Source organism: Pseudaeromonas sp. HNCC25DJ180 (assembly GCF_055413345.1).
Window position 1 is genome coordinate 95,510 of record NZ_JBVAYF010000013.1, and the last position, 16,625, is coordinate 112,134.

Annotated in this window: 13 protein-coding genes and 1 tRNA gene; 4 read left to right on the plus strand and 10 right to left on the minus strand. The window is 53.6% G+C overall.

Annotated elements, in window-relative coordinates; genetic code table 11:
* Positions 1–24: 24 nt before the first annotated feature.
* A tRNA-Trp gene (locus ACZYTD_RS13130) sits at positions 25–101 on the minus strand.
* Positions 102–453: 352 nt separating this feature from the next.
* On the opposite strand from ACZYTD_RS13130, the gene pyrB reads away from it, so the two are divergent.
* The 4 genes from pyrB to ACZYTD_RS13150 all read left to right on the plus strand — a co-directional run bounded on the left by pyrB (position 454) and on the right by ACZYTD_RS13150 (position 3,072).
* A complete protein-coding gene (gene pyrB / locus ACZYTD_RS13135) occupies positions 454–1,377 on the plus strand; it encodes an aspartate carbamoyltransferase (RefSeq protein ID WP_463892639.1) in 924 nt (307 codons plus the stop codon).
* A gap of 24 nt (positions 1,378–1,401) precedes the next feature.
* A complete protein-coding gene (gene pyrI, locus ACZYTD_RS13140) occupies positions 1,402–1,866 on the plus strand; it encodes an aspartate carbamoyltransferase regulatory subunit (RefSeq protein WP_463892640.1) in 465 nt (154 codons plus the stop codon).
* 153 nt (positions 1,867–2,019) lie between these two features.
* Complete coding sequence (locus tag ACZYTD_RS13145) at positions 2,020–2,661, plus strand: AAA family ATPase (protein WP_463892641.1); 642 nt, start codon at positions 2,020–2,022, stop codon at positions 2,659–2,661.
* Between the two features lie 12 nt (positions 2,662–2,673).
* Positions 2,674–3,072 carry a CopG family transcriptional regulator gene (locus ACZYTD_RS13150; RefSeq protein WP_463892642.1) on the plus strand — a complete coding sequence of 133 codons (399 nt, stop codon included), beginning with the start codon at positions 2,674–2,676 and terminating at the stop codon, positions 3,070–3,072.
* 20 nt (positions 3,073–3,092) lie between these two features.
* On the opposite strand, the gene mltA is transcribed toward ACZYTD_RS13150, so the two are convergent.
* From mltA to ACZYTD_RS13195, 9 genes are all read right to left on the minus strand, one after another.
* A complete protein-coding gene (gene mltA / locus ACZYTD_RS13155) occupies positions 3,093–4,169 on the minus strand; it encodes a murein transglycosylase A (RefSeq protein WP_463892644.1) in 1,077 nt (358 codons plus the stop codon).
* A 132-nt stretch (positions 4,170–4,301) separates the two neighbouring features.
* Positions 4,302–5,504, minus strand: coding sequence for a glycosyltransferase (locus tag ACZYTD_RS13160; RefSeq protein ID WP_463892645.1), 1,203 nt, complete (start codon positions 5,502–5,504; stop codon positions 4,302–4,304).
* Entirely contained in the window at positions 5,501–6,715 is a 1,215-nt protein-coding gene (locus ACZYTD_RS13165; RefSeq protein WP_463892646.1) for a glycosyltransferase, read from the minus strand. Before ACZYTD_RS13165 ends, ACZYTD_RS13160 begins: the two co-directional genes overlap by 4 nt.
* A 2-nt stretch (positions 6,716–6,717) precedes the next feature.
* Positions 6,718–7,437, minus strand: coding sequence for a hypothetical protein (locus tag ACZYTD_RS13170; protein WP_463892647.1), 720 nt, complete (start codon positions 7,435–7,437; stop codon positions 6,718–6,720).
* 266 nt (positions 7,438–7,703) lie between these two features.
* The gene (locus ACZYTD_RS13175) at positions 7,704–8,159 is read right to left on the minus strand and encodes a hypothetical protein (protein ID WP_463892648.1); all 456 of its coding nucleotides are present in this window, start codon (positions 8,157–8,159) and stop codon (positions 7,704–7,706) included.
* A 10-nt stretch (positions 8,160–8,169) separates the two neighbouring features.
* Positions 8,170–8,832 carry a hypothetical protein gene (locus ACZYTD_RS13180; RefSeq protein WP_463892650.1) on the minus strand — a complete coding sequence of 221 codons (663 nt, stop codon included), beginning with the start codon at positions 8,830–8,832 and terminating at the stop codon, positions 8,170–8,172.
* 5 nt (positions 8,833–8,837) lie between these two features.
* On the minus strand, positions 8,838–9,059 hold the full coding sequence (locus ACZYTD_RS13185) for a hypothetical protein (protein WP_463892651.1): 222 nt from the start codon (positions 9,057–9,059) through the stop codon (positions 8,838–8,840).
* A 72-nt stretch (positions 9,060–9,131) separates the two neighbouring features.
* Positions 9,132–10,013, minus strand: a complete 882-nt coding sequence (locus ACZYTD_RS13190) for a hypothetical protein (protein ID WP_463892653.1) — start codon at positions 10,011–10,013, stop codon at positions 9,132–9,134.
* Positions 10,007–16,621, minus strand: a complete 6,615-nt coding sequence (locus ACZYTD_RS13195) for a hypothetical protein (protein ID WP_463892654.1) — start codon at positions 16,619–16,621, stop codon at positions 10,007–10,009. Before ACZYTD_RS13195 ends, ACZYTD_RS13190 begins: the two co-directional genes overlap by 7 nt.
* Positions 16,622–16,625 lie beyond the last annotated feature (4 nt).

The following is a 16,625-nucleotide window of genomic DNA, read 5'->3' on the forward strand; positions in this document are numbered from 1 at the left end:
CAGTCGGCGGTTTTTGTTGAGTGTTGGCAGGGGCGGAGGGATTCGAACCCCCAACCATCGGTTTTGGAGACCGCTGTTCTACCAATTGGAACTACGCCCCTGCATTCAACGAGGCGAATTATACAAACTAGCCCCCAAAGGTAAAGCCCTTTTTTACCGCCCCGATTCAACTGCGCAATAAATCAACTAAAAGTGCATGAGTGCTGAAAAAACGAACCAAAAACGCAAATCCAATGGGGATGCGTTAACATGTGTCGTCCCATGCTCTATAATCCTCACGCCTTGTTAATGACCAACGGAGGAAGCATGTCCCAGATAGACAATTGCCCGGTCACTGTTTGTGCCTCACGTCGCACCGCTTCTTCCGTTTCCAACAAGCCCTCTATTGAGAAGAAGCCCCTCTGCAGGGGCTTTTTTTTGACCGCATGACCGACGCATAAGGGAACACAGACGATGGCCAACCCCCTCTATCAGAAGCACATCATCTCTATCTCCGATCTGACACGCCCCGAGCTGGAGCTGGTGGTACAAACCGCTACTCGCCTGAAGGCAGAACCCCGTCACGACCTATTGTGCAACAAGCTGGTGGCTAGCTGCTTCTTTGAGGCTTCAACCCGCACTCGCCTCTCCTTTGAGACAGCCGTCCAGCGGTTGGGGGGCTCGGTGATAGGCTTTGCCGATGCAGGCAACACCTCCCTGGCCAAGAAGGGGGAGACCCTGGCCGATTCGGTGCGCATCATCACCTCCTATACCGATGCCTTCGTGATCCGCCACCCGCAAGAGGGCGCCGCCCGATTGGCCGCCGAGTTCTCCCGGGTGCCGGTGATCAACGCTGGTGATGGCTCGAATCAGCATCCCACCCAGACCCTGCTCGATCTCTTCTCCCTATATGAGACCCAAGGTCGCCTGGATGGCCTGAAAGTAGCCTTTGTCGGCGATCTGAAATATGGCCGCACTGTGCACTCCCTGGCCCAGGCACTGAGCCTGTTCAACGCCCGCCTCTACTTTGTCTCCCCCGAAGCCCTGGCCATGCCGGAGTACATCTGCGAAGAGCTGGAAGAGCGCGGCATAGAGTTCAGCGTCCATGAGGAACTCGAGGAGATAGTCTCCGAGCTGGATATCCTCTATATGACCCGGGTGCAGAAAGAGCGCTTTGATGAAACCGAGTACAAGCACATAGCCGCCAAGTATGTGGTCACCACCGAAACCCTAGAGGGCGCCAAAGATAATCTGAAGATACTGCATCCCCTACCTCGGGTGGATGAAATCCATATCGATGTGGATGCCACCCCCTATGCCTACTATTTCGAGCAGGCAGAAAATGGGGTTTATGCCCGTCAAGCCCTGTTGGCCCTGGTTCTTAACGAAACTGTATAATGCACCGTCGAGGAAGAGTTCATCATGTCTGAGAAGCAACAACTTCAGGTCGAAGCCATCTGCAACGGTTCCGTTATCGACCATATTCCGGCAAGCCAAGGGATCAAGATCCTTAAATTGTTTCATCTGCTGGATACCCGTGAGCGCATCACAGTGGGCCTCAATCTGCCCTCTGCCGCCTTGGGCGCCAAGGATCTGATCAAGGTGGAGAACACCTCATTGACCGAAGCCCAGGCCAACCAGTTGGCACTGTTTGCTCCCCATGCCACGGTCAACATCATCGAAAATTTCAAAGTGGTGAAGAAGCATCAACTGCGACTGCCGGAGCAGATCAACGGAGTCTTCGCCTGTCCCAACTCCAACTGCATCAGCCACAGCGAACCGGTGGCCAGTGGTTTTAGCGTCCGGGCGATCAAAGGCGATGTGCGCATGAAGTGCAAATATTGTGAAAAGTCCTTCACCAAAGAGATTGTCAGCGCCACTTTCTAAGCAATTCGGGAGGCAAACGCCTCCCTCCTCTTCACCTTCTAGCGCCGCTCCTCCCATCCCGCTTTCTCGTTCGATACTTACCTGCACAAGTTACAGTTTTATCTATACTCAATACATCGGACTCGCGAGTGACAAGCGTACTGAGGTGGCTCTATGATTGTTCTGGTCGGTGGGGAAAAAGGCGGTAGTGGCAAGAGCTGCCTAGCGCAAAATCTAGCGGTCTATTTTAAGACCAACTATAAGGGTGAAGTGCTGCTCGTCGACTGCGACCCTCAGCGCACCACCTCTGATTGGATCCAGGAGCGTAAGGATAACGATGTGCTCGCCCCCATCAACTGCGTACAGTTGTATGGCAACATTCGGGAGGATCTGCTGAGCCTGAAGAGTCGTTATGATTTCGTGGTGGTGGACTGTGGCGGGCAAGATAACCGGGCCCTGCGCTCCTCCATGTCCGTCGCCTCCCATGCCCTCATCCCCCTGCGCCCCAAACGGCGGGATCTAAAGACTCTACCCCATATGGAGGACATCATCAGCACCTGCAAGATGGTCAATCCCTCCTTGAAGGCGGCCGTGGTGATGACTCAATGCCCCTCGCTACCCAACCAGGCCAAACGAATATTGGAAGCCAAAGAGGTGTGCCAATCCTTCTGCGTCGATGTGCTCAATGCCATTATCTACAGCAGGAATGTCTACGATGATAGCGAAGAGAAGGGATTGTCGGTGATGGAAATCGAACCCGGCGGGAAGGCAGCCGAAGAGATTCGGGTGATCGCCAAAGAATTTCTTAACCTGTAATCCGGAGCCAGTATGGGGCTTTCAGATCTGAAAAAGAAAAAGCTCAAAGAGCCGGGCCCTGCCCCCCACGTCACCATTGATGAATTCATCAATGATGCGGAGCTCTATGCCTTGGGGCATCCCAGATTTGTGAGCCCAGAACGTTCCCTTCCCCCGGAACAGCCGATCCCACTGCCAGAACTCCCCCCCCTAAGCAAGGAGGCCAAGGCCATATTCAAGAAAGCCACCTACTCCATGAGCATGGAGAGCATAGATCATCTGGCCTTGATCGCAGAGAGTGATGGACTCAATAAGTCCCAATTACTGCGCCTGTTTACCCAGTACTTCTATCTTCTACCGCCCGAAGAGCGGGACCTCATCTATGAACGCTTCAAGCCGCTGCTTGAACATAAGCATGAGCACAAGAAGTAGCGGCAACCGTTACCAAGGCGTTAACTGCCGATACGGATCCATTCCCGGCTAGGCGCAGGCCACTGCTTGGGCCACAACACCCGAACATCCAGCGGTGACTGCAGACGCCCAGCTAGCTCATCCGCCAGGTCGCCATGCCCCAAGAACAGATCGGCGCGCACCCTTCCCTTGATGGCCCCCCCCTTGTCCTGGGCAATCACCAAGCGCGAGAAGGGGGTCTGATCCGGCCAACTGCTGTGAATGAGGAGCGGAGTCCCCAACGGTATGTGGCGTGAGTCCACGGCCACACTGCGATAGGGAGTCAAACCTTCGCGCAGCGCCATGGCACCCGGTGGACCCACAGGATTGTCGCTGCGCTGATCCAGATGATAGAAAACGTAGGAGGCATTTTGCTGCAGCAGCCAATCGACCCGATCCGGATTGCTCAGCACCCAACGTTTGATGGCCTGCATGCTCATCTCTTCGCGAGAAACCTCACCGGCATCGATCAGCACACGACCAACCGAGGTATAAGCCCGATTGTTTTTATCAGCATAAGTCAATTTGACGGTCGAGCCATCGGGTAACACCACCCGGCCTGAACCCTGTATCCCCAACACAAAGGCATCAAACTTGTCACAATAGAGCAGAACCTCTCGGCGCAACGCCGGTGTAGGGGCAGTCTCAATCTGCTGACGAGTCAGATAAGCCACCCCCTTGCGTAGATCACCGGGTGGTGCGTAAACCGGGTAATCAAGGCGCGCCGTCGGGGTTCGGCTGCAGTGCAGCTGTGCCTCCATATAGCCCGTCAACAAGCCAGTGCCACTGTCCAAGCGATACTGGGCAAAATTCTCCTGGAAAAAACGCTGGGCCGCGGCAGGAGTTTGCGCTGTGGTGCTGGCACGCCAGCACAGAGGTTGCCAGTCACTCCCCAGACGCGAACAAGAACGCATGAAGGCTTGCAACGCCTCATGCTGGCGGCGATCTTCACCTACCAGAGAAGCAGGAAGCAGTGTGCTCTTGAGCTGAGGTTTAGGTGTGGGTTTACTGGTTTTAACCTGCTGCGTACTCGAACAGGCCACCAAAAAGAGTGATAAGCAGACTACTATTTTCCACATAGCTTTTCCTAAACCCCAAGAACTGACTCAACGCCGCAGGATAATAGATATAAGCGCCATGTGTCATTAACAGTAGCGATAAATAGGCTCACAACACCCAGGAAGTAACGGCTCGATGTGCCAAACGGCTATTTAACCGCGGTCCAGCAAGCGCTGACAGCAGCCGAGCAGCTGGCCCCTGGGATCTTTGCTTCCTTGCTGTGCCAGCAATTGCCCTCCTCGTTCAGCCGCCTGGCGAAAACTGCCGCTATTGAGCAGCAACAGCAACTGCTCTTCCATCTGCGTTGCACTCAGGGTCGAGGAGAGCAGCAGACCGGCCCCCAATTTGACGATCTGCTCGGCGTTATGCCTATGCTCCAGATGCCCGGGTAGTAACAACATGGGACAGCCCGCCAACAAACTCTGGCAGACGGCGCCAAGATTGCCATTACAGACCAGTAATACCGCCTGCTGCAGCAGGGTGGGAAAATCCACCATCTGGGTCAACACTCGTCCCCGGCTACCCAGCAGTTGTTGAGCCCGGCTCTCCTGCCCGGTCGCCACCCTGCACCAAAGATCGACCCCACTACGCGCCAGAGCCGCCAACAGGGGGTCGCATCCCTGCACGTTCAGATCCAGATAGGCAAAGACTCTGGGCGCTCGACTCACCCAATGGAGTGGTTCTGACTTTGGCAGGCAAACGGGTTCACTCCCTGTCGTGGCATACCCTAGATAGCAGGCATTGGGCCGTCTGGCGGCCTCCACATCGAACAGGGGGTAATCCAGGTGTTGCACGGCATCGGCAGCAAATAGCTCGGAGGCGTGGGTCAACTCCTGGGTAGCGAGCTGGTTACAGACAGTAAGCAGATGGGCCTCACTGCGCCGCATTCGCTCCGGCTCGGCAGGCAACCAGGGGGTATAATCCCGCAGCGGCAAGCCCGCCATCGGTATGCAATAGCTGTTGCTGAAAATGAGGGTGGGAATAGAACGTCCCCGAGCCGCCAACGCGGCGGTGGGGGCATAGTCGAGCACCAGCAGATCGGGGGCCACCAGGTCAAAAATGGCTCGCCACGCCGCTACCATGGGCGCAAGAGAAGCCTTATCGTGGTAACCCCGCCGCAACAGGAGTTCGGCCAGATTGCGGGCGGGCGTCGGCCACTTGCCCTGCCGACTCCAGTGCGGTGCCATCAGCAGCTGAATAGCCGTTCCTGCCAACAGAGCTCGGCACGCAGAGAGCTCCCGACTGACCAGCGTGACCTCATGCCCCTGCGCAACCAAGGCCCGCGCCAAACCAGCCAGCGAATAAAGATGGCCCAAGCCTTTGCCCTGCTCCCATGCCAGTAAGATCCGACTCATGATGGCGTCTCGCCAAGGAGCCTCTCACACCACTCGACCAGACGCCCTACCCCACCCAGTCCTCCGGCATGGCGCTGGGCTATCTCCCGCGCCGCGTGAGCAAAATTGGCCTCCTGCCACAAACGATCCAGGGCATGGGTGATCGCCCCCTCATCACTCTCTGAACTCAGATAGAGACCCGCCCCCAAGGCCACCACCTGCTCGGCGTTCCCCCTCTGCTCGGTATGCAGAGGCACCAGCAGCATGGGGCACGCGGCCAACAGGGCGGAGCTTACTGTACCTATGCCACCATGACAGACCACCAGATCGGCGCCAGCCATGGCCTGGGGCAGATCCAGCAACTGAGCGTGAATTCGAAAAGTCGGGGTGAGCCACGCCAGCCAGGCCTCGGGCAAGGGTGCCGGATAGAAACACTCCACCTCGCATTGCTGACGAGCCAGCTCGGCCAGCAGTAGAGGCGTCAAGGGCACGCCGGGTTTGAGATAACAGAGCACCCGGCGCCGGGCAGGCGTCAGCCAAGTGACTCTCTGCCCCCCTTGCGCAGGCTGCAGCGGCCCCACATACTCCTCCCCTCTGAGTCTGGCGTCAGGATCCAGCTCAGGCAACTGCGTTAAGGCGAGCCGATCCGCGGCAAAGAGCTCACTGAGCGCCCGAAGGGGCGGTTCCCCCTGCTCCTGCAGCCATTGATTAGCCAGGCTCAACACTTGCTCCTGCTCCGCGTGACTCTTGGCCGCATCCTGCGCCCCCAACCAAGGTGAGAGATCCCGTAGCGGGGCATCGCAAGGTGGAGCACCAAAGGCAAACCCGGTGAGCAGGGTTGGAATGCCCAGACCACGCAAGGCCAACTGGGCCGTGGGAGCATAATCCAGCACCACCAGATCGGGCTGCAACAAGGTAAAGAGCGTGCGCCAGCTATAGGCACAGCTCCAGAGCGTATCGAAGGATTGAAAGCTGTGGCGGCTCAAAATGGCGGCCAGGGAACGAACCTGGCCTGCCGAGCCCATCTGGCGCGGCACCCCCGGCCCCTGCAGCAGCGTCACGGGCATGCCCGCGACAAAGCGCTCGGCGCGGGAGAGATCCTTCAGCACCAGTGTCACCCTGTGCCCCCGCGCCAGCAGGCCTTGTGCCAGGGCAGAGAAGTTGGCCAAATGCCCCAACTCGCTGCCCATCTCCCAGGCTAAGACTATGTGGGCACCCATCAGCTCTTTCATCCTCAAGCCATATCGGCGGGCAAATAGTGATTGATCACAGCCCCCTTGTTGGCCAGCAGCGCATCACATACCCGGCTAAAGAGCTCATCCGTGACCAGCAGACGATTGAACTGCTTATTGCGGAAGTAGGCACACAGGTTGGCCGCACGTACCGGCACCGCCACCTGTTCGGCGAAATAACGCAAGACTCGTTCATTACGACTATCTATACCCCAGAGCAGCAAGGGGCTGGTCAAAATCAAATCATCGATCTGGGGCAAAGGAAGATGTTGATTCAGGCCGGTTAACAGCTCGGTACCTATGGCGGCATGACCGAGCCCTTCGCGTTTATTCACAACCTCCTGCCCGGCATGGATCAAAAACTCCAGCAGCGGATTGCCTTGCCTAAAACCACAAATGGAGTTGGTCACCTTCTTGCCAATCTTCAGCTCACCGTTGTAGCCAAGCAAAAACATCTCTCGGCAAAAATAGTAGGGATCCTGTTTCGGTAATTGAAACCCCTCCTTATCCATGATCAGCACATCGGCATCGACCCAAACAGCGTGCTCATACCCCTCGGCCAAGAGTTCACTGGCCAGCTTCAGCCGCGCCATATCCGTGATGAGGTTAAGATGCTCCGCCGCCTTGATGCGAAACCACTCGGGGGCATAATTGAAAAACTCATCATCGACGAAGCGGTAATCAAAACCATGAAAGCTCGCCCACTCCCGCACCGTGTTCATGCAAAGGCTCATCCACTCGGGTACATCGTGGGTACGGAAAGATTGAAAGACGACACTCCGACCGGCCTGAGTCATCGCCGAGTGCGGAGAAAAGAGCCGAGAAAAGGGCATAGGCATGAATTGCAGCTGCGTGAATGGGTGACAAAGAGCCTATCACCGCGCCCATCTGGGGCCTAGTCAGCCACCCTGGCGAACCGTGGTTTCCAGAAAAAAATGAGCACTCCTTATGGCTACGTCACTACACAGCGGCGTGATCTAAACCGCTGTCAGCTAAACTTGGCCAGCACATGGGCCAGGCCTTGGTGCCAGCCCTCAGCTGTATCCGGGAATGCTGAAAGTTCATCATCCAGTTGCGGATCTTCACCATAGCAATAGCGTATTTGCCAACCTTGTGGCGTAGCTTCTTTAACTAGGATCTGCTCTTCTTGATCATCGAAATAGACGAATACTCGCTCGACAGAAAAGTGCGCAAAGAAATCCACTAACTGGTCAAGCTCATACTCCCAATCGCTATCACTCAACGAGAATCCGACATAAGCCGCATCCTGGCTTGAGGTATCAGAATAATCCAGCGTTGTTAGCTCTTCGGCCCACTCGATAAGCTCAGCGGTATCTGTGTCCACTTCATCACTAAATGGCAGGGTAGAATCAGGATCCAGATAATAGAGACATGTGCTCAGGCTATTTGCATCAGGAAATTTTATAAAAAATGTAGCATACATAATTAACCGCCTATGAAGAACCGGCAGGCAAACCAGTTTCGTTATACCAAAAATCTCTATTCTCTTTTAACTTTGAAAAGTCACGGCCCTCTGATGATTTGACCCTCTGCCACAGAACTTGCAGTTTCTCCGGTAGCGGGCGATTCTCCAATATTTCTAAAAACTGCATAGCTAATTGCCGTCTTGCTGGCAATTCATCTGGAATGGCCAATTCATCAAAATAGTAAACAGATTGTAGAAATCGAACGACGTAATCTTTGTCCGAGTCGGGCGTAAAGTATTTGACCAAAGGGAGAAGGCTATACCAGTACTCAGCCATATATTGCGCTAAAGCATACTGATAACGAGTAACCCCTAGCATAAAAAAATAACTAGCCCGCATAATCCATACATACATACCATCTGCAGACACCGGATTGGGGAGGGGGTTTCCATCACGATCCAGCGGCAATGGCGGAGGATATTCCGAGCCATAAAATAGTTCGGCATAGAGTTGATCCTTGCCACCGAATGTCCCATCCTGCCCCAACTCCAAGTAGACATCGCCCTGGGCTGCTCTTACCGAGGCACTATACCATAGATCAAAGGCCTTCCAGCAATCATCAAATTTGTATCGTTCGGTGCAGGAAAGCAATATATTCCTCAACGTGGCGAGTTCCTGCCTGGGGTGCATCCGCATTAACCAAAATAAGCCTGCACCAGATATAGCCCCTGAACAAGCACAATAATCACCCCAGTCCATCTTCCCTTGATAAAATAGTCTTTGAATAGCACGATATGTTTGCGTTTATATTGTAGACAGCGCATGGCCTGCTCCAGAGCACGCCACTGCTCCTTGCGGTCTTTTAGCCACTCTTTGTCCTCAACGGGCCAGTCAGCCTTATCAAACTCCATTAGCATTTTTATACATTCCTACGTACAGATATCAATTTACCGGTAAACATTGGGCCTAATAGACGCGACCCAACGGTTCTACAAAATAAGCATTGGCAATCCATAATCCGAACGATAGCTATTTAACAAGTCAAAACTTTGAGTTTCAATTTGCTTGGTCTTTTCCCAAAGCTCCTTAACCCGCGGAGGAAACTCCCTTGTGTCCAATATTAACTTCAGTTCCTCGGCCAACTGTTTCCTACCACAAACACCATCGTCAGTAGCCAATTTATCAAAATAATAAATAGACTGAAAGAATACAGTCATCGCATCTTTGGTTTGAATAAAAGACTTATTGTTGTGTTTGATAGAGCAATACCAATATTCCGCTTGATACTGTTCTCTAGCATAACGATACTGAGTGATACCCAACATGAAAAATGCAGATGGCCATAAATAAGAAGAAAAAAAGCCTTTCACATCATCGATATAAGGATAGGTTCGTCCAGTGACAACATCAACTTTTGGAGTAATTTCGCAACTATCCCCCCAAAAGACCTGTGCATAGATCCCATCCTGTCCGTCAAAGATACCTTGCACCCCAAAAGCATCATACACTTTCTCACCATACAACTCTCTTTGTGCTGCATAATGATTTATTCTTGAAAAGTTAAGGTAATGCTCTATAGACAGCGCCATATCTGGGATGGAATCAATTGCGTCATAAATACGACGAAAATTATCTAAACTTTGCTTTGGATGCAAAAGCATCAGCATGAGTGATGAACCCTGCGCAAAATAAAACCCGTCTAAATCCAAAACGCCATTCAAATAAAAATCAAGAAAGACAGGAGCATGCTTAATTTTAACCACTTCTGATAAAAGTAATTTTTCCTGCAACAATGACCACTTGAGCTTTCGCTCTTGCATCCATTCAGCGTTATCCACAGCCCAATCTGAGATATTAAAAGCTGTCAACATTCTGAGTTAAACTCCACATCCATATCCTGTTCATCACTGAAAAAAACATCCAGCAGCTCGTTAGCAATACCACTGAAAATTGCATTTCGTATAGCAGGGTCTTTAAACATAAAAGTCTTGACACTAAATGGCTTGATTAAGCAACCACGTCGAACAGAAATTTCAAACTCTTTTTCCTTTAGCTGACTCAACTTATTCTTTTTGGCATACCCATAACTTGCAACATTTTCCGCTGTTAGCGTACTGAAATTTGGCGTCAGCTCATTACGAAGTTTTTCCCATTCCGCCTTAGAATAACTGCGCTGCCCCTGTGTAACCTTACCTTTCGCATCTTTGCCTTGAGAATTAAAATATTGCAACCACCATTCAAAACGAGACGCAAGCATCTTAGGTGCCCTATCTTTTGCGACATCAGCTTTTAACTTATTATCCGTTGCGGCGACACGATCAAGAACCCATTGGCGACCATAAGTTGTCTTTTCTTTCACTTCTTCTTCATCTACAGAGTTGGCACTAAAATTAGCACCATACGCCCATGGTTTCCAAGAAGTCAACCGAATAGGAGTCTTCAATGATTTAACCTCTACAAATATTGGTTTGTCATTTTCTTGGGTAGACTCCACTACAATATCGACTCGACGCTCTATTGGTTTACCTGCCGGTTTTAACCCGGAAGCTGTCGGAGTGTAAAACTGAACAAAATACGATTTCTCGACTGCCAGCAATGCACCAGTGTTCAATACTTCATGTGACAACTGTTTGTATGCAACCATTACCAACTGGAACAAAGAAGCAATTTGATTTGCGCCATTCATGTGATTACTCTCACCAAGCATGTAATCACCCAATGCCATACCATACAAGGTACGAATGTTTTTACGCAATAAAGAGTCTGTTATAGGTTTACAACCAGGCAATGTGCACGGCCCATCTGTCATTCGACTTTCCAAATAAGCAACAGCTGCAATTGGAATTATTGCAGGCATCCTCATTACGCCTTTTTTGGCTCGCAATAAATTTGAAACCCTTTTTACACCACCATGTTTCAGCACTGAAAGAGTTGACTTTAAAAAAGTCACATTAAAAATCAACTTCCTCATTTTTCTCATGTCCGCATTATTAGCAGAACGAATATCTTTCCCTATAACACGAATTAAAGCTGTCAGCTCTTGCCCTTGAGCATTCGCAATCTGTTCCTTTAGCTGCTTAATCAATTTCCCTAATGCCTTCCCATCCACCTTTCTACGACCCAGGCCATTTGCATATGCCTGACTTATCACCGAACCAAAAGAGTTCTGGGGAGATGGGTTATTAGCCAGATTCAAGGGGGGGATCACATCGCCATCCCAACCATCGGCCGGGAGCTTTAAGAAATCCACCCAAGCGTAGAAGTCGTCGGCACTGCTGATGGCATCGGCCATGGTCATCAAACCCTTGCGCGCCTCCTCATCCGAGGCCATTTCATAGGCGGTGATCAGCATGGGCATCAGATCAATAAACTTGTCATATTTGCCATGCAGGGCCTCATCGGCCAGCTTGCCCACAATCGAGCCCATGGAGCGGATAAACTTGGATTTGCGTAGCGGAACCAAGAACTTCTTGAGTGGCCGCAAGATCAGCTTGAGCGGTTTTAATACCGGCACCACGGAAACTACACCCAAGGCGTTGAAGGCCAGCTCCATGGGGTCAAAGCGCTTGTCATCATCCATCCAGTAATTGAGCTGGTTCCAAAGCCCGACAAAATCTTCATAGGGGATGATAGAGCCCAGCACCAGCTTGGCCGCTTCGAAGGCCCCATCTACGACCCAATCTGTCAAGCCTCCTGCATAGGCCACCGACATAAAGGGCACGGCGGGGTTATTGAGTCGGCTGATGTCGATAGGCGGCAAAGAGTCGCTTTTATTATTTTCATAATAGTGACCCATCACCTCGGCATAGAAGTCCTTGCTGAGTACACCGACAAAGTGGCGGTACTGCTCGGGTTTATCGCCTTCGTGTCGGGCGATCAATACCAGTTTAAGCATGCGCAGCTGGCTGTCGGCCTGCAAACTGTTGAGCTGCCCCGAGCTCTTGATCAGCAAGGCGTGCTCCGCGCCATCGCCCACCAGATGTTGCGTCAGCGACCCATCACTGAAGGTGATAAGCGGCACCGACCCCCAGTCATAGAAGCGCAGGCTGTTGAGATAGCCCGTGACACCACGGCCTATCTCGATACCTGTTTCGGTCACGGTATAGCTTAGTGCCTGGCCACCACTGACCGGGGTGCTGGCTACGCCATCGACCTCCAGCTCCAACTGCCCCTTGAGGTAGCGACCCGCCACGGTATGCCACTTGCCCGGCGTGATGGGGGCGCTGGTTAGGGTTAAGGGCCCCTCATCTGTGTAGACGGTGAAGAGCAGCTTGCCATCCTCACCCAACTGCAGGCTGTGGGAGCCCCCCAGCGTGAAGAGCGTCCCCCCCAACTCCTGGGGTTTGATATCCAGGCGGAAACCCAGGCTCTTTTCTGGTCGCAGGGCCGCGCTGGCTGGCACCCTGATCCAACTGGAGATAGGATTGCCTTCGCTGTCCTTACCGGCCAGACGGTTAAAGCCATAGCTGTTACCGACCCCGGATGGATCGTCCTGGATCTTGGTGACCAGCAGACTCTTGCCGCCATGCAGGCCCGTCTCCTCTATGGCCAGCGCATTGCCTTCGGCATCACTATCCAGATCATTCATGTAATAGGCCGCAAGCGGCGCCAGATTCGGCTCCGCCAACGACCCCAACTGCAGGGTATAGCGTCGATCCTTTTCGGTATTGACCTTGATGGGCGCCTCGGCCTCATACTGCAACTGCATGTTGAGGCCATCATAACGCTGGTATTGGGCCTGTCCGCGCTCGGTGGCATCCCCTATCAGGGTCGCCATGCCCATATCCACGGCCTTATCCTTGGGCTTGACCGTCGTCTTCTTATAGGTAGCGGGCACCAAGCCCACCCGCGCCATAACTTTCCCATCCTTGATGGGCGCATAGCCGGTGTGGAAATGGCCTGTCGCAATACCATCGCTGCCTGTCATGGTGATTTCGGAGCCAAAACGACCAAAGCTGGCGCTGAAGTTCACCGCCACATTGGGCACCAGTTCGCCGTGATCATCTGTGACTCGAACATGAATATCGTGCTGCTCTTCGGGTTGGAACTCTAAGGGCACAGAGATGAATTCAGGGTGAAGGGGCTTGACCACAAAGGGGTGGTTGTAGCTCAACGAGCCCACTTTTACGGTGACGCTATTCTCCGCCGAGGGCATGGCGACTCCACGGATCACCGCCTTGGCCATACCGCCCTTGGTGGCCAGATCTTGAGATGCAAAGGTCGCCTGGCCATCCAGAGTGAAGGAGACGGGTGTACCGTCCGCCACCAGATTGCCGTGTGCATCGCGCACCTCGACCGATAACTCGAGTGACTTATGCCCCTCGATGTAGATCTCCTCGCCCACCACCTTGGGGGTCATGACGGCCGGTTTACCCGGTATGACCACGAAGGGAGCCAGTTTCGCCGTCGTCTCCGAGCTATCCCCCAGTGTCAGCCGCACCACACTGCGTGTTCCGGCTATGTTCGGCAGGTGCAGATCGGCGGGGAAGATCCCCAGATCCTTGTACTCCTGGCTCATGTTGTCGAAGTACCCAATGCTGGCTTGCCAAACCACCTTCACCGGCTTCTTAAACTTGGGATCGCGCTCGGCATAACCCACCAGAATTGATTGCAGGGGCACCATGGGATCATCGGCACTGACATAGGTGGTGCCATCGTCATCCTCCATGTCGAAACCCTCTTTGCGGGTATGAACCGCCAGGTATTCGAAGGCATATTCCCAGAGCACGTTCCCCGCATCCTGGTTGGTGTAAAGGCGCAGAGTGAGAAAATCCTCGGGCTGCAACGAGGTCAGATGGGCCAAAGATTGCTTGTCAAAACTGACGCTGCCATCAGCCTTGAGATTGGCCTTCACCTCGCTCTCACCCAGAGCAAAGACCAGATCCTGGCCATTATCCAGATTGCTCAGACGCGGGTTTTTGGGAACATTGAGGGAGTAGAAGAGCTCCACCAGATCATCCAGCGAAGTGAGCGCAGGGGTAGTCTGATCCAGCATGTTGGGAACCCGTGTGCCGCCACTCTCTACCGCCGAAGCCTTGATCTGCTTCATCTGCAGATCGTAGCGGCTGAACTGGTACTCGGGTCTGTATTGCCAGCCATAACCGGCTATGGGCTTGAGCGGTTTGATCACGCCGCTCTTATCCTCGGCCTGATAATAATCCGACTTGAGTTTCCGATAGGCGTTGTACTCCACCCAACTATTGGTTTCATCATAGAAGGGGGTCATGAAAGGGGTTAACTTGGCCGGACGCGTGTTTAAGGGCGCCTTGCTCGCCCCACCTGTCTCAAAGGAGGGGTTCTCATCTTTGGCCGTGCCGGATACATGCAGATAGTAGTGCTCAGACTTGCTGAGGTTATCGGCCACCTTGACCACCTGAGTGCTGCGCCCGGGCGGAATGGGGAAGTTAGCCAGACCACCATCGGCCACCCCTGCCAACATATCGGGAGCCACCACCTTGGCCAGTCGCCCGGTCAAGCCATACTGCTCACCCCGATCGGCACCCAACCCCAGAGGCAGAGCCCGGCCATCTTGCGTCAACCATTCACTGTAGACGGTCACGTCGCTATCGCTGGACATGGCCGCCCCTTCACTGCCAATCAGGTAGTGGCGCTTCTCATCCTTGGTCAGCCCAGACTGCACCTTGTAGTTGCGCTCGGCCCAGATCTTGAGGTTGGGCGGCATGAGCGAGAGCTCACCGATCGGCACATTCAACAGCTGATTGTTATTATCGCTCGCCGCCTTTAACGGCACCGTCTGGCTGGCCATATAGCCAGTGGCCCGGTTGATGGCCACCACGGTCACAAACTCTCCGGCCTTGAGATGGTTGGCGTTGCGCTTCTGGTAGGGGGCTGTCAGCTTGTAGTGACTGGACCAGTTCTCCCAGGATTGCCCCATGGCATAGGCCGACTGCCCCGTGTCTCTGGGGCCGCGCAGCATGAGACGGTAGTAGATGCTCTGGGCATCATCGCTGACACCGACATCTCTGAGCTCAGTATCCCGGATCCCCTTGCGCTCTAACACCAGCTCGCCTGTGGCGTCGCGAAACACCAGGATATCGGTATTTTTCAGATCCTCCTTGCTAATACTGCTCAGCCAGCCATTACCCGTTTGCAACTGGGCAGTATCGGGCACGCGCAGCAGATCGGGATCGCCAGTCTTGTCAGAGCGAGAGCTAAAATAGACCCCTTGATACTGAGGCTTCTCCCCTTCCGCTAACTCGGTAACAAAGCGGGTCACCTTCTTCTTCTGGCTATCCTCAACCTCTTTAAAGCTACCCAACTTGCTCACATCGGGTTGCCCATCCTGATCGAAGTCATACTGGGTCTGGGTGATGGCTTTCAGATCTGGAGCCTGGTAGTTGTACTCCGTGTTCTCCTTCACCGGCACGATAGAGCCATCCGGGTTGCGCAGTTTCATCTGGCCCGAGAGAAACATCACATCCACATAGAAGTTACTCTGCACCATGGGCATAGCCATGGAGGCATAGATACCGATCAGCGCCACATCTGTCATGGCACCAATCAGTGTGCCATCTGGAACATAAGACGCCATGCAGTAGTCATAACCAGGGTGGCGCAGGTAATAGGGCCTGACGGCCGAACCACGCGGCGTAAACCCTTGATAATTCAGGCGAGCCCACACATCGGTCGTAAACTCAAACCCGCCCAAGGGGCAAAGGGGCAACCGATAGCCAAAACTGTAATGACCGTTCTTATTGGTAACGGCGGCCCCCAACCAGGGCGGATTGGTCAGGGTGACATAGGTATCGGCCATGGGGCCATAGAGCTTGTCTTTGCCTGGGGTGATCATGCCGCCCGCTTTCGGGTTTTCACCATTGCCAACAAAGCCGGTACGCGGAGCTATGGCATTACGCCCCTGCTCTATGATCCGCCCCTGGCTATTAACCACCAGCGAGACCGCATCGTTAGCCACCACCAGATTGTTCTGGGTATGATCCAGAGTGAAGGTGAGCAACACCAACTGATTGGGGTCGAGCAGGATGCGGTTGGCCTGGGAGCGCACCAGCACGCTTTTAACATTCAGGGGCAGGGTGTTTTGCGTGATCTTGCTCTTGTTGTCGGCAGCCAGAAACTCGCCCTTCTCAAACTGGGCCCGGCTCAGCAGTTGCGCATCTTTAGCCAGATCATTGGCATGCTCCTGCTTGAACTGCTGCAACACCTGCTGCTGAGAGCGGTACTCGTTGGCCGGGATCACATAGACAGAGGAGGTAGGCACGTTCAAGGAGAGTTTGCGTATCTCCTTACCCTCGGCATCATACTCCACCAGGATCGGCTGCTTGTTGGCATCCAACACCACGCTGCGCGCCAGCACATAGCCATTTTTAAAACGGCCAGGATGAGTACTGGTGTACATGGCTGAGCTGGTCGAGCTCAACAGCAAGAGGCCCAAGCCAAGCAGGCGCCCAACGTGACGGAAGTTGTTCCATCCCGGAAAAGAGGTGTGGCATCCGAGCCGCATACTA